The organism is Sphingomonas sp. CCH15-F11, from assembly GCF_001557005.1.
Lineage (GTDB): Bacteria > Pseudomonadota > Alphaproteobacteria > Sphingomonadales > Sphingomonadaceae > Sphingomonas.
On the sequence record NZ_LSKG01000165.1, the window covers coordinates 1 to 22,765 of the forward strand.

20 protein-coding genes are annotated in these 22,765 nt (G+C 66.7%); 11 read left to right on the forward strand and 9 right to left on the reverse strand.

Annotation, left to right across the window (positions count from 1 at the left end; translation table 11 throughout):
* Positions 1-332: 332 nt before the first annotated feature.
* The 8 genes from AX709_RS16505 to dapA all read right to left on the reverse strand — a co-directional run bounded on the left by AX709_RS16505 (position 333) and on the right by dapA (position 9,464).
* The gene (locus AX709_RS16505) at positions 333-959 is read right to left on the reverse strand and encodes a glutathione S-transferase family protein (protein ID WP_066551000.1); all 627 of its coding nucleotides are present in this window, start codon (positions 957-959) and stop codon (positions 333-335) included.
* Positions 960-1,096: 137 nt separating this feature from the next.
* The gene (recA, locus tag AX709_RS16510) at positions 1,097-2,173 is read right to left on the reverse strand and encodes a recombinase RecA (protein WP_066480960.1); all 1,077 of its coding nucleotides are present in this window, start codon (positions 2,171-2,173) and stop codon (positions 1,097-1,099) included.
* Positions 2,174-2,301: 128 nt separating this feature from the next.
* The gene (locus AX709_RS16515; RefSeq protein WP_066480963.1) at positions 2,302-2,670 is read right to left on the reverse strand and encodes a response regulator; all 369 of its coding nucleotides are present in this window, start codon (positions 2,668-2,670) and stop codon (positions 2,302-2,304) included.
* 39 nt (positions 2,671-2,709) lie between these two features.
* The gene (locus tag AX709_RS16520) at positions 2,710-5,103 is read right to left on the reverse strand and encodes a hybrid sensor histidine kinase/response regulator (RefSeq protein WP_066551003.1); all 2,394 of its coding nucleotides are present in this window, start codon (positions 5,101-5,103) and stop codon (positions 2,710-2,712) included.
* Between the two features lie 98 nt (positions 5,104-5,201).
* Positions 5,202-7,265: a M13 family metallopeptidase gene (locus tag AX709_RS16525; protein ID WP_066551005.1), complete on the reverse strand. Its 2,064-nt coding sequence runs from the start codon at positions 7,263-7,265 to the stop codon at positions 5,202-5,204.
* A gap of 57 nt (positions 7,266-7,322) precedes the next feature.
* On the reverse strand, positions 7,323-7,886 hold the full coding sequence (locus tag AX709_RS16530; RefSeq protein WP_066551008.1) for a DUF2062 domain-containing protein: 564 nt from the start codon (positions 7,884-7,886) through the stop codon (positions 7,323-7,325).
* 4 nt (positions 7,887-7,890) lie between these two features.
* The gene (smpB, locus tag AX709_RS16535; RefSeq protein WP_066481008.1) at positions 7,891-8,373 is read right to left on the reverse strand and encodes an SsrA-binding protein SmpB; all 483 of its coding nucleotides are present in this window, start codon (positions 8,371-8,373) and stop codon (positions 7,891-7,893) included.
* A 212-nt stretch (positions 8,374-8,585) separates the two neighbouring features.
* On the reverse strand, positions 8,586-9,464 hold the full coding sequence (gene dapA / locus AX709_RS16540; RefSeq protein WP_066551010.1) for a 4-hydroxy-tetrahydrodipicolinate synthase: 879 nt from the start codon (positions 9,462-9,464) through the stop codon (positions 8,586-8,588).
* Positions 9,465-9,538: 74 nt separating this feature from the next.
* On the opposite strand from dapA, the gene AX709_RS16545 reads away from it, so the two are divergent.
* From AX709_RS16545 to AX709_RS16580, 8 genes are all read left to right on the forward strand, one after another.
* Positions 9,539-11,599 (forward strand): lytic transglycosylase domain-containing protein, encoded by a 2,061-nt coding sequence (locus tag AX709_RS16545; protein WP_066551012.1) that lies wholly within the window; start codon positions 9,539-9,541, stop codon positions 11,597-11,599.
* A 2-nt stretch (positions 11,600-11,601) separates the two neighbouring features.
* Entirely contained in the window at positions 11,602-12,015 is a 414-nt protein-coding gene (locus tag AX709_RS16550) for a GNAT family acetyltransferase (protein WP_066551014.1), read from the forward strand.
* Positions 12,012-12,494 (forward strand): transcription elongation factor GreB, encoded by a 483-nt coding sequence (gene greB / locus AX709_RS16555; protein WP_066551016.1) that lies wholly within the window; start codon positions 12,012-12,014, stop codon positions 12,492-12,494. The genes AX709_RS16550 and greB overlap by 4 nt, the downstream gene beginning before the upstream one ends.
* Before the next feature lie 100 nt (positions 12,495-12,594).
* A complete protein-coding gene (locus tag AX709_RS16560; protein WP_066551018.1) occupies positions 12,595-13,353 on the forward strand; it encodes an NYN domain-containing protein in 759 nt (252 codons plus the stop codon).
* Positions 13,353-13,631, forward strand: coding sequence for an acylphosphatase (locus AX709_RS16565; RefSeq protein ID WP_066480976.1), 279 nt, complete (start codon positions 13,353-13,355; stop codon positions 13,629-13,631). The genes AX709_RS16560 and AX709_RS16565 overlap by 1 nt, the downstream gene beginning before the upstream one ends.
* A 51-nt stretch (positions 13,632-13,682) precedes the next feature.
* A complete protein-coding gene (gene putP, locus AX709_RS16570; RefSeq protein ID WP_066551021.1) occupies positions 13,683-15,143 on the forward strand; it encodes a sodium/proline symporter PutP in 1,461 nt (486 codons plus the stop codon).
* A gap of 23 nt (positions 15,144-15,166) precedes the next feature.
* The gene (locus tag AX709_RS16575; RefSeq protein ID WP_066551025.1) at positions 15,167-16,660 is read left to right on the forward strand and encodes a M48 family metalloprotease; all 1,494 of its coding nucleotides are present in this window, start codon (positions 15,167-15,169) and stop codon (positions 16,658-16,660) included.
* 23 nt (positions 16,661-16,683) lie between these two features.
* On the forward strand, positions 16,684-17,397 hold the full coding sequence (locus tag AX709_RS16580) for a Uma2 family endonuclease (RefSeq protein ID WP_066551026.1): 714 nt from the start codon (positions 16,684-16,686) through the stop codon (positions 17,395-17,397).
* 13 nt (positions 17,398-17,410) lie between these two features.
* Here AX709_RS16580 and ettA read toward each other — a convergent pair whose 3' ends face one another.
* Positions 17,411-19,090 (reverse strand): energy-dependent translational throttle protein EttA, encoded by a 1,680-nt coding sequence (gene ettA / locus AX709_RS16585; protein ID WP_066551028.1) that lies wholly within the window; start codon positions 19,088-19,090, stop codon positions 17,411-17,413.
* 151 nt (positions 19,091-19,241) lie between these two features.
* Between ettA and AX709_RS16590 the strand changes: the two genes are divergently transcribed.
* The 3 genes from AX709_RS16590 to AX709_RS18770 all read left to right on the forward strand — a co-directional run bounded on the left by AX709_RS16590 (position 19,242) and on the right by AX709_RS18770 (position 22,386).
* Positions 19,242-20,630 carry a M28 family peptidase gene (locus tag AX709_RS16590; protein ID WP_066551030.1) on the forward strand — a complete coding sequence of 463 codons (1,389 nt, stop codon included), beginning with the start codon at positions 19,242-19,244 and terminating at the stop codon, positions 20,628-20,630.
* Between the two features lie 156 nt (positions 20,631-20,786).
* Positions 20,787-21,032 (forward strand): hypothetical protein, encoded by a 246-nt coding sequence (locus AX709_RS16595; protein WP_066551032.1) that lies wholly within the window; start codon positions 20,787-20,789, stop codon positions 21,030-21,032.
* A 514-nt stretch (positions 21,033-21,546) separates the two neighbouring features.
* Entirely contained in the window at positions 21,547-22,386 is an 840-nt protein-coding gene (locus tag AX709_RS18770; protein ID WP_156454309.1) for a helix-turn-helix transcriptional regulator, read from the forward strand.
* Positions 22,387-22,765 lie beyond the last annotated feature (379 nt).

Below are 22,765 nucleotides of genomic sequence, written 5' to 3' on the forward strand. Positions count from 1 at the left end.
TCCCACGCGCGCGCGGTTTGCGTGTCGCCCGCGCCGCCGTGCAGGGGGCATCGGCAAGCCCGCAAAGGCCGCGGGGAAACTGCGAGACGCTGCCGACCCTAAAGCCTGATGACGTTAGATCGACCCGCTCTCCAGCGACTTCCTCGTCACCCCGGCCTTGTGCCGGGGTCCACGGAGCTACACGTCACAACCGTCGGGACTGCGCGGCTCGCGGGACCCGGCACAAGGCCGGGGTGACGAACGTTGATTCCGAGCAAAGTCATCTTGCTCTAAAGCCCCGCCACGACACGCGCGCTTCGGTAAACTGCACTCAGGTGGAGTGTCTTAACCCCTCACGCATAGGCATAGGGGCCGCCGCGTGCCAGTGCCGCCTGATAGGCCGGGCGGGCGTGGATCGTGTCCAGCCACGCAATCGTCGCCGGGCGCGACGCGTCGAGCCCGGCACGGCTGCGCGCCGCCTCGAGCGGAAAACTCATCATCACGTCGGCGGCGGTGAACTGGTCGCCGGCAAAATAGGGCCGCGCCGCCAGCTCGGTCTCGACATAGTCGAGATGGACGTCGATCATCGGCTGGATCCGCTTCATCGCGGGCTTGCCCATCAGCGGCACCCGGCTCAGCACCAGCTTGACCAGCAGCGGCGGCATCAGCGACCCTTCCGCATAATGCAGGAAATAGCGGTAGCGCAGCGCGGAGTCGCGATGCGCGGGCGCACCCAGTCGGCCATCGGCGCGGTCGACCAGATATTCGACGATCGCGCCGGTTTCCGCGACCACCGTGTCGCCGTCCTGGATGACCGGCGACTTGCCCAGCGGGTGGACCCGGCGCAGCGCGGGCGGCGCCAGCATCGTCGCGGCATCGCGTGCATAACGCTGCACCTCATAGGGCAGCCCGAGCTCCTCGAGCAGCCAGAGCACGCGCTGCGAGCGCGAATTTTCGAGGTGATGGACGACGATGGTCATGGCGTTCCCCGGTGATGACGGCCCCGACCTGCTAACCGGGTTCGCCCCAAAGCGAAAGGACAGCCGGAAATGCCGACTGTCCTTTGCTGACCCCAGCGTCGCGTGCGCCCCGTCCCTTCACGGCCGGGCGCGCGTGATCAGGCGTCTTCCATCTCGTCTTCGGGCCCGCCGACCATCAATTCCTCGGCGACCTTGTCGGTACGCGCGCGGATCGCGGCTTCCAGCCGGGCACAGACCTCGGCATTCTCCTTGAGGAAATTCTTGGCGTTCTCGCGTCCCTGGCCAATGCGGATGCTGTCATAGCTGAACCATGCGCCCGATTTCTCGACCAGCCCGGCCTTGACGCCCAGGTCGAGGATCTCGCCGATCTTCGACACGCCCTCGCCATACATGATGTCGAATTCGACCTGCTTGAACGGCGGCGCCACCTTGTTCTTGACCACCTTCACCCGCGTCGTGTTGCCGATGATCTCGTCGCGATCCTTGATCTGGCCGGTGCGGCGGATGTCGAGCCGGACCGAGGCGTAGAATTTGAGCGCATTGCCCCCCGTCGTTGTCTCGGGATTGCCGTACATCACGCCGATCTTCATGCGCAGCTGATTGATGAAGATGACGATGCAGCGCGATCGGCTGATCGATCCGGTCAGCTTGCGCAGCGACTGCGACATCAGCCGCGCCTGCAGCCCGACATGGCTGTCGCCCATCTCGCCCTCGATTTCCGCACGCGGCACCAGCGCCGCGACCGAATCGACGACCAGCACGTCGATCGCGTTCGATCGCACCAGCGTGTCGGTGATCTCCAGCGCCTGTTCGCCGGTATCGGGCTGCGAGACGATCAGCTCGTCGATATTGACGCCCAGTTTCTTGGCATAGACCGGGTCGAGCGCGTGCTCGGCATCGACGAACGCGGCGGTACCGCCCATCTTTTGCGCTTCGGCGATCACGTGCAGCGCCAGCGTCGTCTTGCCCGAGCTTTCCGGACCATACACCTCGACCACGCGCCCGCGCGGCAGCCCGCCGATGCCGAGCGCGATGTCGAGCCCGAGCGAGCCGGTCGAGATCGCCTCGATCTCGATCTTCTCGCGGCTGCCCAGCTTCATCGCCGAACCCTTGCCGAATGCGCGGTCGATCTGGGCGAGCGCGGCGTCGAGCGCCTTCTGCCTGTCGTTGGAGACTGCCATCTTGCTATCAATCACCTTGAGCTGAGCCGCCATGCGGAGCCTCCGTCGCTAGAGCAAGCGCGCGAAACGTTCAATGCGCTGGCGACGTTGTATATGCTTTGTTCCGCGAGAACAAGTGGGGAACTTATGGTCGTCGCGGTCCCTCCGGCGATGCGACCAATTCAGCTTCCGGCGGTCATGTTCTCGGTCAGGCGGTCGAACGCCGCGCCGACCGCGTCGAGCGTGAACGGCTTGGCCAGCACCGGGTGCCGGCCGCCGCCGATCATCTCGCCGCTGCCGCCCGTCGAGACGATGAACGGGATGCCCGCGCGGGTCAGCCGCTCGGCCACGGGCGTACTATGCTCGCCGCCGCGCAGATGGAGGTCGAGGATTGCCGCGTCGATGTCGCCCGCATCGATCCGCGCGAGCGCGTCCTCGACGGTGTCGGCCACGCCGGCGACCTGCTTGCCGAGCACGTCGATGAAATCCTCGAGCATCATGGCGATGAGCGGCTCATCCTCCACGATCAATATGCGCTCCAGTTTCGTCATCTTCCCGCCTTCTCCACCGCGGGCGATGCCCGATCTGTTCTAGCTGCCGCGCAACACGTCGCGTGCCGCCTCGCCAAGCTGTTGTACCGAAAAGGGTTTCGGCAGAAACGTTACGTTGTCAAGGTCGATCGAACGCCGCAGCTGCTCCTCCGCATAACCCGACATGAACAGGATCGGCAGGTCGGGATATCGCTCACGCACATGCCGGGCCATCGTCGGCCCGTCCATTGACGGCATTACCACATCGGAGATCAAAAGGTCCGGGCGCGGACATGTTTCCAGCAATTCGAGCGCAGCCTCGCCATTTTCGGCGACCAGTACGGTATAGCCCTGTCGGCCCAGGCCGCGCTGCGCGACGACACGCACCATGCTGTCGTCCTCGACCAGCAGGATCGTCTCGGTGCCCCACATGTCGGCGGCCTTTTCGCGACCGCGCACGGCGGCGCTGATCTTGCCCGGCGTGTCGGCGGCATGGACGGGCAGATAGATGGTGAAGGCGGAACCCTCGCCCGGCACCGATTCGGCAAAGATGTAGCCGCCCGACTGCTTGACGATGCCATAGACCGTCGACAGCCCCAGTCCGGTGCCCTTGCCGACCTCCTTGGTCGTAAAGAACGGCTCGAAGATCTTGGGCATCACGTCGGGGGGGATGCCGGTGCCAGTGTCGGAGATGCGCAGCGCCGTATAATCGCCGATCGGCAGGACATCCTCGTCCATCGCGCGCACCTGCGATGCGGGCACGCCCATCGTCTCGATGGTCAGCGTGCCGCCGCCCTGCGGGTTCTTCGCCAGCATGGCGTCACGCGCATTGACCGCCAAGTTGACGACCACCTGCTCGAGCTGTCCGGGGTCGGCGCGCACCAGGCCCAGGTTGCGGCCGTGCTGGACGACCATGTCGACCGTCTCGCCCAGCAGCCGCTTGAGCAGGTTCGACACCTCCGAAATGATGTCGGGCAGCTGCAACACCTGCGGGCGCAGCGTCTGCTGGCGCGAAAAGGCGAGCAGCTGGCGGGTCAGGCTCGCGGCACGGTTGGAATTGGCTCGGATCTGCTGGATGTCGTCATAGTCGCTGTCGCCCGGCGTGTGGCGCATCAGCATCAGGTCGCAATGGCCGATGATCGCGGTCAGGATGTTGTTGAAATCGTGCGCGATGCCCCCGGCGAGCTGGCCGATGCCCTGCATCTTGTTCGCCTGGGCGATCTGGCGCTTGAGCGTCGATTCCTCGCCGCTGTCGCGGACCGCCAGCACCACCGCCGCATCGCCCAGCCCGCGCGCCCCCGCCAGCATCACCGCCACCGGATCGTCGGGCCGGTCCTTCAGCCGCACCGCCATGTCGGTGGAATAGGCCGCCCCGTTGGCAAAGCGCCGCACCGCGTCGGACAATGCCGCCTTGTCGTCGCGCACGACCAGGTCGCTGGGGTACAGCGGCGGCGCGTCGGGGTTGATCGACGCGACCCGCATGAACCCCTCGTTCATGTGGACGAAGCGCCCATCGCGGTCGATCAGCGCGATCGCGATCGGCAGCATCGCGATCAGCGATCGCAGCTGCCCGACCGCCGCCGATCCGCTGGCGGGCACCGTCGGGCCGGGCTCCTCGTCGTCCAGGATGGCGACCGGCATCGGCATGTTGTCGCCCTCGAGCAGCGGCAGCTGCACGACGCGCAGCGGGTTGCCCTCCATCCCCTCGCGCTCGAACCGCACCAGCCCGCGCGAATCGGCGGTCAGGAACCGGGCGAAGTCGCGGCCTTCGGCGGATGTTTCGGCACTTCCCGTCGCGCGTGTCCCGAACACGCGGTTGGCGGCGCGGATCCGGCCATTGGGCTCGATCAGCACGACCATGATGCCCGCCGCGCCCAGGCGATCGCCCATCGGCCCGCTGACAAGGGCGGCGAACTGGCTGGCCAGGTCGGCGGCGGCGGTGCCGACGAAGCGCCACACCAGCGCATGGTCGCCCGCGCGGAACAGGCTGACCTGGAACCGGCGCCCCTCGCGCTCGATCGCGACGGGTTCGGCCACCCCGTCGCGCCACGCGGTCCGCACCGCTTCGCGCAGCGCCGCGCGCCCTTCCCCGTCGACGGGCAGCTCGGGCGGGGCGGCATAGCTGTCGAACAGGTCGGCGAAGCGGGGATTGGCGCAAACGAGCGTGCCGCTGCGGTCGGTTACGGCAATGGCGTGGTCGCTCGCGTCGGCGATGGTGCGGACGATCGACCAGTCGGTGATCGCGGTCGGCGCGGCGGGCGTGCGGCGGGCATGGTTGGCGATGGCCAGCACGATCGCACCGACACAGACGCCGGCCGCGCCGAAACCGGCCGCGATCAACGGGTTGCGCAGCGCGAACAGGACGATCGCCGCCGCCAGCAGCGCACCGATCAGCGCGATCAGCCACGCACCGCGCGACGATATCGGGGGGGAAGGTTCGGGAAGCGATGCCATGATGCCGGACGCTTGTCTTGCGCCCGGCATCGCGGGTCAAGCGGCTTCACCCCGCCCGGATCACCGCTGATCCGATCGGGGCGGGCCGATCTCGCGGGTTACCAGATCCGCACGCGCTGCGCGGGCGCGAGGTACAGCTTGTTCGCCGCCGCGGGCTTGTACGCGTCATACCACGGCTCCAGGTTGCGCACGACCGCAACCCGCTGTTCCGACGGCGAATGCGGATCGGTCAGCAGCCGCTGCGCGAGATTCTGCTCGCGATAGTTGCGCCGCCAGATCTGCGCCCAGCCCAGGTAGAAACGCTGGTCGCCGGTGAAGCCGTCGATCACCGGCGCGGGCTTGCCGCCCAGCGACGCCTGGTACGCCTGATACGCCACCGTCAGTCCCGCCAGGTCGGCGATGTTCTCGCCCAGCGTCAGCTTGCCCTGCACCCGCTTGCCGGGAAGCGGCTCATAGGCGTCATACTGCTTGACCAGCTGATCGGTCAGCGCGGTGAAGCGCGCGACGTCCTGCTCGGTCCACCAGTCGGTCAGCGCGCCGTTGGGATCGTATTTGCGGCCCTGGTCGTCGAAATGATGGCTGATCTCGTGTCCGATCACCGCGCCGATGCCGCCGTAATTGACCGCAGGGTCCGCGTCGGGGTCGAAAAAGGGCGGCTGCAGGATCGCGGCCGGGAACACGATCTCGTTCATCACCGGATTGGCATAGGCGTTGACCGTCATGGGGGTCATGAACCACTCCCATTTGTAGATCGTCTGGCCCAGCTTCTGGATGTTGTAGTCATATTCCCACTGGTTGGCGCGCAGCGCGTTGCCGAACGCGTCGCCCGCGACGATCTTCAGCCCCGACATGTCGCGCCACTTGTCGGGATAGCCGATCTTGGGGGTGAAGGCGGCGAGCTTCTGGCGCGCCTTGACCTTGGTTTCCGGCGCCATCCACTCGAGCGCGTCGATGCGCTTGCCCATCGCCTCGGTGACGTTCTTGACCAGCTGGTCCGCCGCCGCCTTGGTCGACGCCGGGAAATAACGCGCGACATAGACCTGGCTGACCTCGTCGCTCAGCGCGCCGGTGGCGAAATCGACCGCGCGCTTCCACCGTTCCTCCTGCTGCGGCGTGCCCGACAGGGTGGTGCCATAGAAGTTGAATGCTTCCGCATCGAACGCGCTCGGCAGCACCGCGGCGAAATTGTCGAGCGACCGGACGATCAGCTGGTCCTGCAGCACCGTTACCGGCGCCTCCGAAATCGCCTTGGCGATGCCGGCGACTGCGCTCGGCTGGGCGACGATGACACTGTCGACATTGGTGCCCGCGGCCTTCAGATAGGTCGGGAAGTCGAAGCCCGGGGCCAGCTTGGCCAGCTCGGCCAGCGAAAGCTTGTTGTACGTCTTGTCGGCGTCGCGGCTCTCGATCCGGGTCCAGTGCGCGGTCGCGATCTTCGTCTCGTGGTCCAGGATCGCCTTGGCGCGTGCGGCGGCGTTGGCCTCGCCCGCCAGCGTCAGCACCTTGGTCAGGTGCGCCAGATACGCGTTGCGCGTCTCGACCAGCTTGGCGTCGGTCGACAGGTAATAATCGCGGTCGGGCATCCCCAGGCCCGACTGGCCCAGATTGGCGGCATAGATGTCGGGCTGCTTGTCGTCGGGGCCGACATAGCCGCTGAACGGTCCGCCCGCGCCGTTGCGCTGTGCTTCGGCGACCAGCGCGGCATAGCCCGCCTTGTTGTCCTTCAGCGCCTTGATCTTGTCGAGCCACGGCTTGATCGGGGCCAGCCCCTTGGCATCGATCGCCGCGCGGTCGAGGAAACCGGCATAGGCCATGCCGATCCGTGAAGTGGCGTCGCCCTTGCTCTCCTCGAGGATCGCGCGCGTGCGCGTCTTCGACAGCTCGTCGAGCACGGTGAACATGCCGTAATTGGACTTGTCGGCGGGGATCGGCGTGTTCTTCGCCCAGTTGCCGTTGGCATAGGCATAGAAGTCGTCACCGGGCGCGACGCTGCGGTCCATGCCGGCAGCATCGAATCCGAATGTGCCGATTTCGGCGGCGGGTGCGCCCGGCGCGACCGGGGCGGGTGCCGCCGCACCCAGCGTCGTCACGCCCCCGGTGGTGCAGCCCGCGACCAGCGCGGCGGTGGAGGCAAGCGCGAGCAACGAACAGGTGAAACGCATGGATTGGCATCCCCATCTGGTGTGAATGCCGCTGTCTTAGCCCACTGATACGCTCAGTCAATCGCGCCGGGGGGCCTGCCGCCGGCTGCGCCGCCACTTGCGGACGATCCACCACCGCCAGCCGAGCACCGCCAGCCCGTAGCCGACGATCGCCCCGCCCAGCGCCAGCGCGACCAGCCCCGTCGCGGTCGCCGGCCCCGCCTCGACCAGCAGCCAGTCGAGAAAGCTCGCATCCGCCGCCATGCTGGTCGAGATCGGATTGCCCGGCACCTGCGCGTCGAGACGCAGGATCCAGCGGCCGACCCAGTAGGCCGCGACCCAGATCGGCGGCGTGGTCAGCGGATTGGTCAGGAACGTCGTCGCCGCGGCGACCGGAATGTTGGCGCGGAACGGAAAGGCGAACAGCGCCGAGATCGGCGTCTGCGCCACCGGCACCAGGATGCCGACGATCACGCCCAGTGCCACGCCGCGCGGGACCGACCGGCGGGTGAAGCGCCACAGGACGGGCGCGAGCACGCGATGCGCCACCGGGCGCAGCCAGCGCACCGCCTCGATCTGCTCGCGGGTGGGCAGCAGCGATTTCAGCCGGGCGAACCAGCCCGGCCGCGCGGGCGCGGTCATCGGCTCAACCCCGGTCGCGGAGCAGCCGCTGCTGCTCGCGCTTCCAGTCGCGTTCCTTGATCGCGTCGCGCTTGTCGTGCGCCTTCTTGCCCTTGGCGAGCGCCAGCTCGACCTTGGCGCGCCCTTGGCTGTTGAAATAGATCGACAGCGGAACGAGCGTCATCCCCTCGCGCGCGACCGCGCCGTGCAGCTTGTTTATCTCGCGCTCGTGGAGCAGCAATTTGCGCGGCCGGCGCGGCTCGTGGTTGAACCGGTTGCCATGGCTGAACTCCGGGATGTTGGAATTGACCAGCCACACCTGCTCGTCGTTCACCTCGGCATAGGATTCGGCGATCGATCCGCTCCCGAAGCGCAGCGACTTCACCTCGGTTCCGGTCAGCGCGATGCCGGCCTCATAGACCGTCTCGATCGCATAATCGAACCGCGCGCGCCGGTTTTCGGCGACGGTCTTGACCTTGTCGAACGTGGCGGGACGCGGGCGAGCCATGGGAGGCGCGACATAGGCGCTGCCGCAGCGGATTGAAAGCGGGGTTATGCGCGGCCTCGCACCCACCCCGGCTATTTCAGACCAACTTCCTCGCCGATCTGGAAGAAGCCTCTCCGTTCGTTTCGAGCGAAGTCGAGAAACGCACGCTCGCTCGGAAACGTGTCTCGACTTCGCTCGACACGAACGGGTCTCTCGGGGGGGCTATTGGGGGCCTAGACCAGCCCCGCCAGCACCAGCGCCGCGTCCACCGCCGCGCGGCTCGCCTCGCCCGGCGGCGTCATCGGCAGGCGCAGCTCGGTCGGAAAGCCCGGACGCACGCGGCCGAGCGCATATTTGACCGGCCCGGGCGACGCGTCGCTGAACAGCGCGGTATGCAGCGCGAACAGCCGGTCGTGCAGCGTCAGCGCCTGGGCATAATTCCCCGCCTGGCACGCGGTCTGGAATGCCGCGCACATCGCGGGCGCGACATTGGCGGTGACGGAGATGCACCCCACCCCGCCCATCGCGTTGAACGCGAGCGCCATGTCGTCATTGCCCGACAACTGGCAGAATTCCGGCCCGCACGCCGCACGCTGCGCTGAAACGCGTGCGATCGCCCCGGTCGCGTCCTTGATCCCGACGATGCTGGGAAAGCTGTGCGCCAGCTGCGCGATCGTCTCGACCGCGAAATCGGTCACCGTCCGCCCGGGGACGTTATAAAGCACGATCGGCAGGTCGCATGCCGCGACGATCGCCTCGAAATGCCGGAAAATCCCTTCCTGATTGGGGCGGTTGTAATAAGGCGGCACCATCAGCGCCGCGTCCGCCCCCGCCTCGCGCGCCGCCAGGATGTTGCCGATCGCCACGCGCGTGTCGTTCGATCCCGCGCCCGCGATCACGGGCACCCGGCCGGCGGCTTGATCGACGCAGACGCGCACGATGTGGAAATGCTCCGCCATCGTCAGCGTCGCCGCCTCGCCGGTGGTGCCGCACGGCACCAGCGCCGACGACCCGCTTTCGATCTGCCAGTCGACCAGGTCGCGATAGCCGGGCTCGTCGAACGCGCCGTCGCGGAAGGGCGTGACCAACGCCGGGATCGAGCCGGTGAACATGGGGGCGATCAGACTCCGAACAAAAGCGGAAAAGAGGGCTGGCAGATAGTCGGAGATGACGTATCATGTCCAGTATGGTGGCGTTGGTGATCAAGGGCGGCATCGTGGCCGCAGGCATTTCGGGGCTCGCGCTCAGCGGGCAGGCGATGGAGCGCGCGGTCGCCCCGGTGGTGGCACCGATCGCCACCGGGATGCAGGAACTGCTGCTGCCCCCGCAAATGGTGCCGGCGCCGGTCCCCGCCGCCAGCCGTGAGGTCGTCCAGCCGATCGCTGCCGACCCGATCGCTGCGCCGATCGCGGAGTGGAAGCGGCTCCAGCAATCCGACAACTGGCCGTTCAGCGACTATGCCAATTTCCTGCTCGCGCATCCCGGCTGGCCGGGTGAGCGCAGCCGGCGTGCCGCGGCGGAGACGATCCTGGGCTCGGGGGCGGAAATGCCCCAGCTCGTCACGCGCTTCTTTGAACGCTTTCCGCCGCTGACCGCAGCCGGGCATCTGCGCTACGCCGAAGCCTTGCAGGCCGGCGGGCGCAGCGATGCCGCGCGCGATCAGGCGCGACAGGCGTGGCGATTGGGCGTGCTGCGCACGGCGGACGAGGCGCGGCTGATCGGCGGCTTTGCCGGCGCGATCGGACCCGCCGACCACGACGCCCGCATGGATGCGCTGCTGTGGCAGGGCGCGACCAGCGCCGGGCAGCGTCAGCTTGCCCTCACCTCCCCCGCGCGCCGCGCCACCTTTGCCGCGCGGCTCGCCTTCCGTACCAACGCCGCCGATGCCGCGGTGCTGGGCGATGCCGTCGACAATGCCGGGCGCAATGAGGCGGGTTATATCGCGGATCGCGCGACCTGGCTGCGCAACGCCGGCCAGAGCGCGGCGGCGCGCGCCTATCTTGCGCAGCCGCGCCGCCTGACCGCGCTGCCCGGCAATATCGAGAAATGGTACGAGGTCCTGCTGACCCAGGCGCGCGCGGCGGCGGCCGACCGGCAATATACGGTCGCCTATGAGATCGCGCGCCAGGTCGACGACGCCTTCGCCGCCGGCACCGATGTCAGCGCCCAGTCGCTGGGCGTGCGCGACGACTATACCAGCCTGGTCTGGCTGGCCGGGCAGACCGCGATGAAATCGCTTGGCCGGCCAAATGACGCGATCGGCATGTTCGCGCGCTATGCCGGCGGTTCGCGCACGCCGCAAACGCGGTCAAAGGGCTTTTACTGGGCCGGGCGCGCGGCCGAGGCGGCGGGCGATCGCGCCACCGCGAATGGCTATTACGCCCAGGCGGCGGCCTATTCCGATCTCTTTTACGGCCAGCTCGCTGCCGAACGCACCGGCATGCCGCTCAAGGCGCCGCCGCCCAGCAGCACGGCGGGCATCGACGCGGCGACGCGGACCGCGTTCCTCAATCGGGAAATCGTGCGCGCCACCGAATATCTCGGGCGCACCGGCAACCGCCAGGACCAGAGCCTGTTCGTCCGCCGGATCGCGCAGGATGCAACCACGCCCGCCGATCATGCGCTCGCCGCCGAATTTGCCCGGCGCATCGACCGGCTCGACCTGGGCGTGATGGTCGGGCGTTCCGCCCAGCTGAACGGGCTCGCCGCGCACAGCGCCGCCGGTTTCCCGTCGGTCAAGCTGCCCGACAGCCAGCGCGATTATTTCACGATCATCCACGCCATTGCGCGTCAGGAAAGCCAGTTCGACCGCGCCGCCGTCAGCCGCGCCGGTGCCCGCGGCCTGATGCAGCTGATGCCCGGCACTGCGCGTGAGACCGCGGGCAAGCTGGGGCTCGGCTATGATGTCGGCGCGCTGACCAGCAACCCCGACTATAATATCCAGCTCGGCTCCAGCTATATCCAGCGGATGCTGGATTATTACGGCGGCAGCTACCCGCTCGCCGTCGCCGCGTACAACGCCGGGCCGGGTAACGTGAACAAATGGATCAAGGCGAACGGCGATCCGCGCATGCCCGGCGTCGACATGATCGACTGGATCGAGGCAATTCCGATTTTCGAAACGCGCAACTATGTCCAGCGCGTGCTGGAAAACGCGGTCGTCTACGACCTGATGCACCCGGCGTACGCGCGATCGCGCGGGACCGCGCAACTGTCCTGGTATCTCGGCAAGCAGCGTCCGGGCTGAGCTTGATCGACATTCAGGTCTATACCCCCGACCGCTTCGACGATGTCGAGGCGCTGTGGCGACAGGTGTTCCCCGACGATCCGCCCTACAGTGCGGCCGCGCCCGTTATCGCGGCGAAGGCCGGCGTGCATCCCGAGCTGTTCCTGATCGCGGTGGTCGACGGGCATCTCGCCGGCACCGTGCTGGCGGGCTGGGACGGGCATCGCGGCTGGCTCTACAAGCTCGCCGTCGCCCCCGCACATCGCGGCCGGGGCATCGGCGCGGCCCTGGTCCGCGCAGCGGAGGCGAGGCTGGCGGCGCTCGGCTGCGCCAAGGTCAATCTTCAGGTGCGCGCCGGCAATCCCGCCGCCGGCTTCTGGCAACGGCTGGGCTATGGCGAGGAGCCGCGGATCAGCTTCGGCAAGCGGATCGCATGAGCGACGCGCCGCCCAACTATATCACGCCGGCGGGCTATGCACGGCTCAAGGCCGAATATGACACGCTGCTCGCCACCGAACGCCCGCAGCTGGTCGAGACCATTTCCTGGGCGGCGGGCAACGGCGACCGCTCGGAGAATGGCGACTATATCTATGGGCGAAAGCGCCTGCGCGAGATCGATCGGCGGCTGGGCTGGCTCGCCCGCCGGATGAAGGCGGCGCGCGTCGTCGATCCGGCACAGCAGCCCGACCGCAGCCGCGTCTGGTTCGGCGCAACCGTAACCATCGCGGACGAGGACGACGCCCGCCGCGTCCTCACGCTCGTCGGCGATGACGAGGCCGACACGAGCGCCGGCCAGGTCGGCTGGAACGCGCCGATCGCGCGCGCGCTGCGCGGTGCCGCGGTGGGCGACCTGCGCCGCGTCACCCTGCCCGCGGGCGAGCGCGAATATGAGGTGATCGACATCCGCTATCCCTGAGCCGCCGGGCGACCGCGCGCTCGGCTGGCCGTGCCAAAGCATCGGCGGACGTGGCCGTGCGCTGCTTGTGCTTTGCGCGCCCTGCCCTACAGCGGACGGGATGGAACAGGGCATACGCAACGGCACGACCCCGGGCGGCAACATCGTGTTGCTGATCGACGCGGACAACGCATCGCCCGCCTATATCGACCCGGTGCTCAATGTCCTGGCCGAACTGGGCACCGTCAACATCCGGCGCGTCTACGGCAACTGGAGCAAGGCCGCGCTCAAGGGCTGGGCCGCACTCACCCTGCGCCACGGGCTCGAACCCTTCCAGCAGTTCGACGTGACGAAGGGCAAGAACGCGACCGACATGCGCATGACGATCGATGCGATGGACCTGTTGTGGCGCGGCCGGGTAACCGGCTTCGGCATCATGTCGTCGGACAGCGACTTCATGCCGCTGGCGCTGCGCATCAAGCAGGAAGGGTTGCCGGTCTACGGCTTCGGCAGCGCCCAGACGCCCGAGGGCTTTCGCGAGGCATGCACCCGCTTCATCGACGTGTCCGCGCTCATCGACAGCGCCGCGCCCGCGGTCCCCGGGACGGCCGCGCCAGCCCCGGTCGAAGGCGCGAAGGCGCAGCCGACGCCGATCGATGCCGAACTGGTGAAGCTGATCGTCGATGCCTATAATGCGGCCCGGCGTGACGAGCGCGGTTTCGCCAGCCTGTCCGAAGTCGGCCAGCGCGCGGGCAATCGCTCCAGCTTCGACACCCGCAATTACGGCTATGCGCGGCTTTCCGACCTGATCGAAGCCGTCCCCAATTTCCAGACCGAGCGGCGCGAGGGGGGCCGCGTGTTCGTGAAGAGAGTAAGGTGATGGCGTCAACACAGCTGATTTACGTGTCCGGCAGGGTTCAGGGGATCGGCTTTCGCGACTGGACGGTGCGTACCGCCAAGCGGCTGGGCCTGATTGGCTGGGTCCGCAACCTGCGCGACGGGCGGGTCGAGATCCTGGCGTCGGGCGAGGATGCGGCGCTGGCGGCGCTGGTCGACGCATGCCGCACCGGCCCGGCGAGTGCGGAGGTCGACAATGTCGAGACCGCGCCGGGCGAGCTCAACGGGGCAAAGGGGTTCACCAAACGCTTCACTGCCTGAGTTCCGCTCGCGCTCTGGCGCGGCGGGGCCGAATGCTGCTAGCCCGTGGCCATGCGCACCGGGGAAATCGTCACCATTGCCGTCTATTTCGCGCTGATGCTGGGCATCGGCGTCTATGCATGGCGCAAATCGACGTCGGACATCGACGGCTATATGCTGGGCGGGCGCTCGCTCGGCCCGGCGGTGACCGCGCTGTCGGCGGGGGCCTCCGACATGTCGGGCTGGCTGATGCTGGGCTTGCCCGGCGCGATGTTCGCGACCGGCCTGTCGGCGACGTGGATTGCGGTCGGACTGACGGTCGGCGCCTATCTCAACTGGCGGATCGTCGCGCCGCGGCTGCGCGCCCAGACGGTCAGCGTCGGCGATGCGCTGACTATCCCCGATTTCCTCGGCAAGCGGTTCGGCGCGGGTGGCGATCCGCTGCGCGTGATCGCGTCGGCGGTCATCATCCTGTTCTTCACCGTCTATACCGCCTCGGGGCTGGTCGCCGGCGGCAAGCTGTTCGAAAGCGCGTTTGGCCAGCCCTATGCGTTCGGCGTGTGGCTGACCGCGGGCGTCGTCGTCGCCTACACGCTGTTCGGCGGTTTCCTGGCAGTCAGCCTGACCGATTTCGTCCAGGGGGTGATCATGTTCGTGGCGATGGTGCTGGTGCCCGTCGTCGCGCTCGACCTGGCCGGCGGCTGGGACGCCTCGGTCGCCGCCGTCCGCTCGGTCGATCCCGCCCGGCTCGACCTGTTCCGCGATGCGAGCCTGCTGGGCGTGATCTCGGCGCTCGCGTGGGGGCTCGGCTATTTCGGTCAGCCGCACATCATCGTGCGCTTCATGGCGATCCGCTCGGTCGACGACCTGCCCGTCGCGCGGCGCATCGGCATGGGCTGGATGATCGTCAGCCTGATCGGTGCGCTCGGCGTCGGCTTTGCGGGCCTCGCCTATGCGACGCGCAACGGCATCGCGGTCGCCGATCCCGAAACCATCTTCATCCTGTTGTCGCGGCTGTTGTTCAGTTCGTGGATCGCCGGGTTCCTGCTCGCGGCCATCCTCGCGGCGATCATGTCGACCATCTCGTCGCAGCTGCTCGTCGTCTCCAGCTCGATTACCGAGGATTATTACCGCCGCTTCCTGCGCCGCGACGCGAGCCAGCGCGAGCTGGTCCGCGCCGGTCGCCTGTCGGTGCTTGCCGTCGCGCTCGTCGCCATCGCGCTGGCGAGCGACCCGTCGAGCTCGGTACTCGACATCGTCGCCAATGCCTGGGCGGGTTTCGGTGCGGCATTCGGCCCTGCGATTCTGCTCAGCCTGACCTGGCCCCGGATGACGCGCAACGGCGCGCTCGCCGGCATCGTCGTCGGCGCGCTCGTCGTGATCGGCTGGATTGCGCTCGGGTGGAGCGGCTGGCTCTATGAAATCGTGCCCGGCTTCATCGCCAGCACGGTCGCGATCCTGCTCGTCAGCCGGGCCGGAATCGCGTCGCCAGTGGAACGATCCCGGTCATCGGCCATTCCTGCCACCGATTGAACGGGATTTCGGGAGGAAACGACATGATGCGCAAATGGCTGTTCGCCGCGGGGATCGCGCCGGCCGCATTGCTGGCCGCCAATCTCGACGACGGCACCGCCCGCGCCCAGCGCCAGCAGGACCTGCCGCTGCGCGTCGCCCCGATCAGTGCGCAGGAGCGCCAGCAGGGCGAGCAGGCCAGCGCCCAGCTGATCGCGCAGTTCGGCGGCAGCTACGATGGACCCCAGGCGCGCTATGTCGAAACCATCGCGCGTCGCGTTGCGGTCGAAAGCGGCCTCTCCGCCGATCCGCGCCAGTTCACCGTGACTCTGCTCGACAGCCCGATCGACAACGCCTTCGCCACGCCCGGCGGCTATGTCTACGTCACCCGCGGCCTGATGGCGCTGATGAACGACGAGGCCGAGCTCGCCGCCGTGCTCGGCCATGAGGTCGGCCATGTCGCCGCCCGCCACGGCCAACGCCGGCAGCAGCGCGCCACGCGCAACACGATCCTCGGCGTGCTGGGCCAGATGGTGACGGGCGCGGTGCTCGGCGATTCGACGATCGGCAACCTCGCCACCCGCGCGGTCGGCGCCGGCGCGCAACTCGACACGCTCGGCTATTCGCGCAGCCAGGAAACCGAATCCGACCGGCTTGCCGTGCGCTACCTCGCCGGCGCGGACTATGACACCGATTCGCTCGCCTCGATGCTCGGCAGCCTGTCGGCGCAATCGACCCTCAACCAGCGCATAGCCGGCAATGTCCGCTCGGCACCCGCCTGGGCGAGCACGCACCCCGATCCCCAGTCGCGCGTTCGCGCCGCGCTTGCCGACGCCGCACGCGTCGGCGGCACCACCCTGCCGCGCAACCGCGATGCCTATCTGAACGCGATCGACGGCATGGTCTATGGCGACAATCCCAAGCAGGGGATCATTCAGGGCCGCGAATTCCTTCACCCCGTCTTCCGCATCGGCTTCACCGTCCCCCAGGGCTATCAGATGCAGAACGGCAGCTGGTCGGTGACGATCACCGGCCAGCAGGGCCAGGCCGAGTTCACGACCGCGCCCTATTCGGGCGATCTCGACGGCTATGTCCGCGCGGTCATGCAGTCGCTGGGGGGCGGCAACGCGCGCCTGCCCGACGTCCGCGTCGCGCGCACCACCGTCAACGGCATTCCCGCCGCCTATGCGACGATCCGCGCATCGAGCGGCCGCACGCCCGTCGACGCGACCGTTTTCGCCTATGCGACCGGCCAGCGCCAGGCCTTCCACTTCACGCTCATCACCCCCGCCGGGCGGGGGCTGGGCGCGCTCGAATCGCTGGTCGGCTCGTTCCGCACGCTCACCCCGGCGCAGGCGGCACAGGTCCGCGCCAAATATCTGCGCGTCGTCACCGTTCGGCGCGGCGACACCGTCCAGTCGCTCGCCGGCCGGATGGTGTTCGACGACAATCGCCTCGAACGCTTCCTGGTGCTCAACGGGCTGCAGGCCAACGCCGCGCTGACGCCGGGCCAGCGGGTCAAGATCGTGACTTATTGACCCGGACGCGGTACCTTCACCGCATGAACGCACATGTTCAATTCGAGAAGCGACTGCCGGTCAAGCTGACCTGCTCCGCATTCCTGACGTTGAAGCGTTCGGGCGCCTTCGCTGCGTATGAAAAGTCCGAACTTCTGGACGGCGAAATTAGCGGCGTGCCCCGACAGGAACCCGACGAACCCGAATCGGATGCATCCGTTCCAATCAAGCTGCGGGTGGAAGATTACGGGCTGCTTCAACGATCGCACGAATTGGAACCCTATGGCCGAACCGAACTCATCGACGGCGATATCTACGCGATGAGCCCGCAATATCGGCCGCACGGTTATGCCAAGGATGAGCTCGCATACCGAATGCGTCGAGCGTTGGAGACATTGGCGCTCGACGTACATGTAGCGACCGACCAATCGATAACCTTGTCGGCCCATAGCGAACCGCAGCCCGACATCATTTTGACCACCGAGCCACGGGGCGAGGGGCCGATTCCCGGCGGTACCGTCCGGCTGATCGTGGAAGTCGCCGACACGACGGTCCGGTTCGACCTTGATGCGAAAGCCGGGGTCTATGCCATGGCCGGCGTTGCCGAATATTGGGTTGTCGATGTCAACGCGCGGATCATTTACCGGATGACCACGCCCACCGGCGAAACCTATGGCGTCACCACCACCCATCCCTTCGGCGACGCGATAGAAGCCGCCACGGTCGCCGGGCTGAGGATCGACACCTCAGCCCTTTGATCGCGCACGCGGTTCAGCGTGTCAGTTTCTTGTACGCCAGCGCGGTCGGGCGATCGGCGGCGTCGCCCAGGCGGCGGCGCTTGTCTTCTTCATACGCCTCGAAATTGCCCTCGAACCATTCGACATGGCTGTTGCCCTCGAACGCCAGGATGTGGGTCGCCAGCCGGTCGAGGAAGAAGCGGTCGTGGCTGATCACCACAGCACAGCCCGCGAAATTCTCGATCGCTTCCTCCAGCGCGCCCAGCGTCTCGACGTCCAGGTCGTTGGTCGGTTCGTCGAGCAGCAGGACGTTCCCGCCCTTTTTCAGCATCTTGGCGATGTTCACGCGGTTGCGCTCGCCGCCCGACAGCTTGCCGACATTCTTCTGCTGGTCCTGGCCCTTGAAGTTGAACGCGCCGACATAGGCGCGCGTCGACTGGTCGTGCCCGTTGACCTTCATATAGTCGAGCCCGTCCGAAATCTCTTCCCAGACATTCTTGGCGGGGTCGAGATGGTCGCGGCTCTGGTCGACATAGCCCAGCCGCACCGTGCTGCCGATCTCGATCGTGCCGGTGTCGGGCTGTTCCTGGCCGGTGATCAGCTTGAACAGCGTCGATTTGCCCGCGCCGTTCGGCCCGATCACGCCCACGATCCCGCCGGCGGGCAGCGTGAAGGACAGGTTCTCGAACAGCAGCTTGTCGCCATAGGCTTTCGAGATGTTCTCGACCTCGATCACCTTGCCGCCCAGCCGCTCGGGCACCTGGATGACGATCTGCGCCTTGCCGGGGGTGCGGTTCTGCTGCGCCTCGACCAGCTGGTCGAACTTGGCGATACGCGCCTTGGACTTGGTCTGGCGGCCCTTGGGGCCCTGGCGAATCCACTCCAGCTCGTCGCGGATCGCCTTTTGCCGGCCCGATTCCTCGCGCTCTTCCTGCTCCAGGCGCTTGGCCTTCTTTTCCAGATAGGTCGAATAATTGCCCTCATAGGGGAAATATTTGCCGCGATCGATTTCCAGGATCCAGCCCACGACATTGTCGAGGAAATAGCGGTCGTGGGTGATCATCAGCACCGCGCCCGGATATTCCTTCAGGTGGTGCTCCAGCCAGTTGACGCTTTCGGCATCCAGATGGTTGGTCGGTTCGTCGAGCAGCAGGATCGACGGCTTCTGGATCAGCAGCCGGGTCAGCGCGACGCGGCGCTTCTCGCCGCCCGACAGGTTTTCGACCGACCAGTCGCCGGGCGGACAGCGCAGCGCCTCCATCGCGACCTCGAGCTGGTTGTCGAGCGTCCAGCCGTCGACCGCGTCGATCCTCGCCTGAAGGTCGCCCATCTCCTCCATCAGCGCGTCGAAATCGGTATCTTCCTGGGGATCGCCCATCTCCGCCGAAATCGCGTTGAAACGCTCGACCAGATCGGCCGTCTCGCGCGCGCCGTCCTTGACGTTCTCCAGCACCGTCTTGCTCGGGTCCAGCTGCGGCTCCTGCTCCAGATAGCCGACGGTGATGTTCTCGCCCGGCCAGGCTTCGCCGGTGAACTCCTTGTCGACGCCGGCCATGATCTTCATCAGCGTCGACTTGCCCGCGCCGTTGGGGCCGACGATGCCGATCTTCGCACCCTGATAGAATTGCAGGTTGATGTTGTTCAGCACCGGCTTGGGCGCGCCGGGGAACGTCTTGGTCATGTCCTTCATCACGAAGGCGTATTGCGCGGCCATTGCCGTGAACCTCTTGCCAGGAAAGGGATGGAAAGTCGGGCGGGGACATAGCGACGCGCATGGCCGAACGCAAACCATGGGTGGCGCGCTTGCGCTCGAAATCCACGTGCGGGGTTGCCCCCCGGCGATTTGCCGGTAGCAGTCTCTTTCCATGAACCGATATGCCCTGTGCGCGGCTGCTGCCGCCCTCGCCCTTCCCTTCTCCGCCGCCGCGCAGTCGGCCGCCGATGCCGCCGACCCCGTCGTCGCATTGCGCGACGCCGCGCTCCGCGACGATGTCGCCTATTCGATCGTCGAAGGGCTGACGACCGAGGTCGGCGCCCGCCTGGCCGGCACCGAAGCGGAAAAGCGCGCGCGCGACTGGGCGGTCGTCCGCCTCAACCAGCTCGGCTTCCGCAACGTGCGGGTCGAGCCCTTCGACATGGCGGTGTGGGTGCGCGGCGAGGAACGCGCCGAAGTGATCGCGCCCTTCCCGCAGCGGCTCGCGGTTACCGCGCTCGGCAATTCGGGCGCGACGCCCGCCGCCGGGCTGACCGCCGAAGTCGTCTATTTCCCCACGCTCGCCGATCTCCAGGCCGCGCCCGACGGCAGCCTGAAGGGCAAGATCGCCTTTGTCAGCCATGCGATGAAGGCGACGCAGGACGGCTCGCACTACGGCCCGGTTGGCCAGGTCCGCCGCGCCGGCCCGGCGATCGCCGCGCGCAAGGGTGCGGCCGCGATCCTGATCCGCGCGATAGGCACCGATTATCATCGCAATCCGCACACGGGCGGCACCAGTTTCCCCAAGGGCGTGACGCCGATTCCCGCGGGTGCGCTGTCGCTCCCCGATGCCGATCAGCTCGAGCGTATCTTCAGCCGCGGCAAGCCCGTGTCGCTCAAGCTGGTGATGACGCCGCGCCAGACGGGGACGCATCAATCCGGCAACGTCATTGCCGAGGTGCCGGGCAGCGACCCGCAAGCGGGCATGGTGCTCGTCGCCTGCCACCTCGACAGCTGGGATCTGGCGACCGGCGCGTTCGACGACGCGGCGGGCTGCGGCATCGTCGCGGCGGCGGCCAAGCGGGTGATGGACGCCGGCCAGCCGCGCCGCACCATCCGCGTGCTGTGGGCCGGCGCGGAGGAAGTCGGGCTGTTCGGCGGCGCGGCCTATGGTGCCGCGCACAAGGACGAACGCCATGACCTTGCCGCGGAATCGGATTTCGGGGCCGATCGCATCTACCGTTTCGACGTCAACCTGCCCGCGGGTGCCGAAGCGATCGGCACCCGGCTCGGCCAGCTGCTCGCGCCGCTCGGGATCATCCGGGGCAATGAGGTCGCGGGCGACGGCGCGGATATTCAGGCGATCCTGAAAACCGGCGTGCCCGCGGTCGATCTGGCCCAGGACGGCACACGCTATTTCGACCTCCACCACACCCCCGACGACACGCTGGACAAGATCGACCCCGATCAGCTGCGCCAGAACGTGGCGGCATGGACGACGGTGATTGCGGTAGCGGCGAATGCGCCCGAGGATATCGGGCGGGTGACGCCGCGCCCCTGACGCGACTCCGGCGTGGATGCGGGGCGGTCGTTCATCCCATTTCAGATTACGGGAATATGAATTACCGATTGACGCGATGCGAAGTCCCGCTAATGGGGCAGCTTCGCACCGGCGTTCGGGTCGGACGCGAAACTGATATTGCTTGGGAGCAACCGAATGAAGAAGATCGTTCTTGTCGCTGCTGCCGCCGGCCTGATGTCCCTGGCGGCGTGCAACTCCGAAACGCCGGCGGAAAACGCTGCCGAAGCGACCGCGGAAAACCTGGACGCGATGGCTGAAAACTTCGACGCGATGGCTGACGGCGCCACCAACGACGCCGCGATGGCGCTCGAGAACGCCGCCGACGCGACCGAGAATGCCGCCGACGCGATGGAAGCGACCGCCGACAACGCGGCGATGTAATCGCTTTCGCCCCCGCCCCGGCGGGTGGCGGATCGCAACTGCACGAAAGGGCGTCCCGACCGGTTCGGGGCGCCCTTTTTGTCGTCGGATCGACGCGGCGGTGCGGCATGTTGGTCAGGGAGACGAGATTCGAACCCAGCTTGGAGAGACTTACGACGAATGCGCTAATTGAAGCAAAGCCGGGGTTTCTCGTGACATGAGCGCCGCCGCCTAGAAGTGGAACGCGTCGCTCGCCTATAAGCAGCGCAACTACATGTTCATGCCCCCGATGTGGCCCCGAGCAGGCGCGAACTCGCAATTTTGTCTCACCATGCAACGCTAACTGGGGAAACGGGGTTGCCAATTCATCACTCCCGTTTAGTATTTTCGTGTGGCTCGGCGGCCGGTGTCCGTCGGGTAACACAGTGAGGATGTCCAAGCGACGGCGCAGACGAAGTCGCCGAGTTGACCTGTGTCTCGCTCGTTGCGTGCAGCGTTCCCGGTTCCACATCCACGCGTCGGGATCTTTCTCGGCTTGGTCCGCATCATGTTCCCGCGCGGTTGCGCCGTGAGCAATGATGAGGCCGTGCAGCATGGCGGGAACTCTCCGGTTCTTGTTGGACAGCATGCGTTGATCAGTTCGCACTCACCGAACAAAACAATGACGACAGCAGCCCGCTCGCAATCGAATCAGGCGGCGCACGACGCCTCGTCTGAGCTCTGCACGCTGCTGTTCGCAGATCCGGCCGAATTGGCGTCGTCAGAGCCGCGCACCCTCCTTGTCGACCCCAGCGACGCTACTGAGCCACGTCGGACCTCAATTGCGGAGGCGGTCGCGCTGGAATGGCTGCGGCTTGATGCGCCGTGTCGCATTATCTTGAACGACGATCTCAGCCTGTGTTGGGCGCATCAGCAGTTGGCAGACCTGCTTTCACGACATGCCGATGTCCAGGTTCGGGACGATATGCTGTGCTTCACGTCAGCAGACCTGCGCCAACGCTTCGTGACGTTCGTCTCAAGCCTCGACCACGAACCTCAGGTCTTCGTAGCCCGTGGAGAAGCAAGTCCGTCGATCCTCCTCATGCGGTGTCGGAAAGTCGGCCTTCGCCAAGCAGTGTTTTTATGTATTGAGTTGCGAGCCTTGGCTGGTTTCGAGGCACAGTTCGGCGGGATGAATGAGGTCTTTGGCCTAACCCCTGCAGAGCATCGGGTTTTATGCCTGGCCCTTCGCGGAAATGATGCGGCAGCCATCGCAGCTGTCTGCGGTGTAAGTGTCGCGACGATCAGATCTCAGCTCCAGCAAATATATGGAAAAACCGGCTCATCTTCGCGAGAACAACTGTTCAGCCGCTTAGCTCCCTTTTGTTTCTACTGATTAAATACTCTCTTATTAACACAAGCACTCTCTGGCGTTGGAAGTTCGATAAAGCTGTGATTCGGAGAGGTGTAGGTGTTGCGAATCGCCGAGTCCCGGTTGAGTGCACTCGAAGACCGGTTTACGCAGGTGAATGTCGAATCTGTGATATGACTCGCAGTTCAGATGTCTCATTGCAGCACGTTAACCGCATGATGGAGCGCTTAATGCTCCGTTTTGTTGGTAAATGGCACACTTTTCATCAATTTTGATGATGTGGCGCCCCCATGTCTTCCTTTACGTCCCGTTTACCCAACGGGGCGAGTTAGCAACGGACCCCGCGGGTGGGCAAACGACGCGAGTTGGGAAACCCGACGTCCACTGCCCTGCTCCAAAGGAA

Bases quoted from the DNA above. Each gene is read 5' to 3' on its own strand.
- AX709_RS16590 (WP_066551030.1), top strand. From the start codon at position 19,242: ATGAACCGATATGCCCTGTGCGCGGCTGCTGCCGCCCTCGCCCTTCCC.
- AX709_RS16560 (WP_066551018.1), top strand. From the start codon at position 12,595: ATGGAACAGGGCATACGCAACGGCACGACCCCGGGCGGCAACATCGTG.
- AX709_RS16595 (WP_066551032.1), top strand. From the start codon at position 20,787: ATGAAGAAGATCGTTCTTGTCGCTGCTGCCGCCGGCCTGATGTCCCTG.
- AX709_RS16580 (WP_066551026.1), top strand. From the start codon at position 16,684: ATGAACGCACATGTTCAATTCGAGAAGCGACTGCCGGTCAAGCTGACC.
- smpB (WP_066481008.1), bottom strand. From the start codon at position 8,373: ATGGCTCGCCCGCGTCCCGCCACGTTCGACAAGGTCAAGACCGTCGCC.
- greB (WP_066551016.1), top strand. From the start codon at position 12,012: ATGAGCGACGCGCCGCCCAACTATATCACGCCGGCGGGCTATGCACGG.
- AX709_RS16505 (WP_066551000.1), bottom strand. From the start codon at position 959: ATGACCATCGTCGTCCATCACCTCGAAAATTCGCGCTCGCAGCGCGTG.
- dapA (WP_066551010.1), bottom strand. From the start codon at position 9,464: ATGTTCACCGGCTCGATCCCGGCGTTGGTCACGCCCTTCCGCGACGGC.
- putP (WP_066551021.1), top strand. From the start codon at position 13,683: ATGCGCACCGGGGAAATCGTCACCATTGCCGTCTATTTCGCGCTGATG.
- ettA (WP_066551028.1), bottom strand. From the start codon at position 19,090: ATGGCCGCGCAATACGCCTTCGTGATGAAGGACATGACCAAGACGTTC.
- AX709_RS16545 (WP_066551012.1), top strand. From the start codon at position 9,539: ATGGTGGCGTTGGTGATCAAGGGCGGCATCGTGGCCGCAGGCATTTCG.
- AX709_RS16575 (WP_066551025.1), top strand. From the start codon at position 15,167: ATGATGCGCAAATGGCTGTTCGCCGCGGGGATCGCGCCGGCCGCATTG.
- AX709_RS16530 (WP_066551008.1), bottom strand. From the start codon at position 7,886: ATGACCGCGCCCGCGCGGCCGGGCTGGTTCGCCCGGCTGAAATCGCTG.
- recA (WP_066480960.1), bottom strand. From the start codon at position 2,173: ATGGCGGCTCAGCTCAAGGTGATTGATAGCAAGATGGCAGTCTCCAAC.
- AX709_RS16565 (WP_066480976.1), top strand. From the start codon at position 13,353: ATGGCGTCAACACAGCTGATTTACGTGTCCGGCAGGGTTCAGGGGATC.
- AX709_RS16515 (WP_066480963.1), bottom strand. From the start codon at position 2,670: ATGACGAAACTGGAGCGCATATTGATCGTGGAGGATGAGCCGCTCATC.
- AX709_RS16520 (WP_066551003.1), bottom strand. From the start codon at position 5,103: ATGGCATCGCTTCCCGAACCTTCCCCCCCGATATCGTCGCGCGGTGCG.
- AX709_RS16525 (WP_066551005.1), bottom strand. From the start codon at position 7,265: ATGCGTTTCACCTGTTCGTTGCTCGCGCTTGCCTCCACCGCCGCGCTG.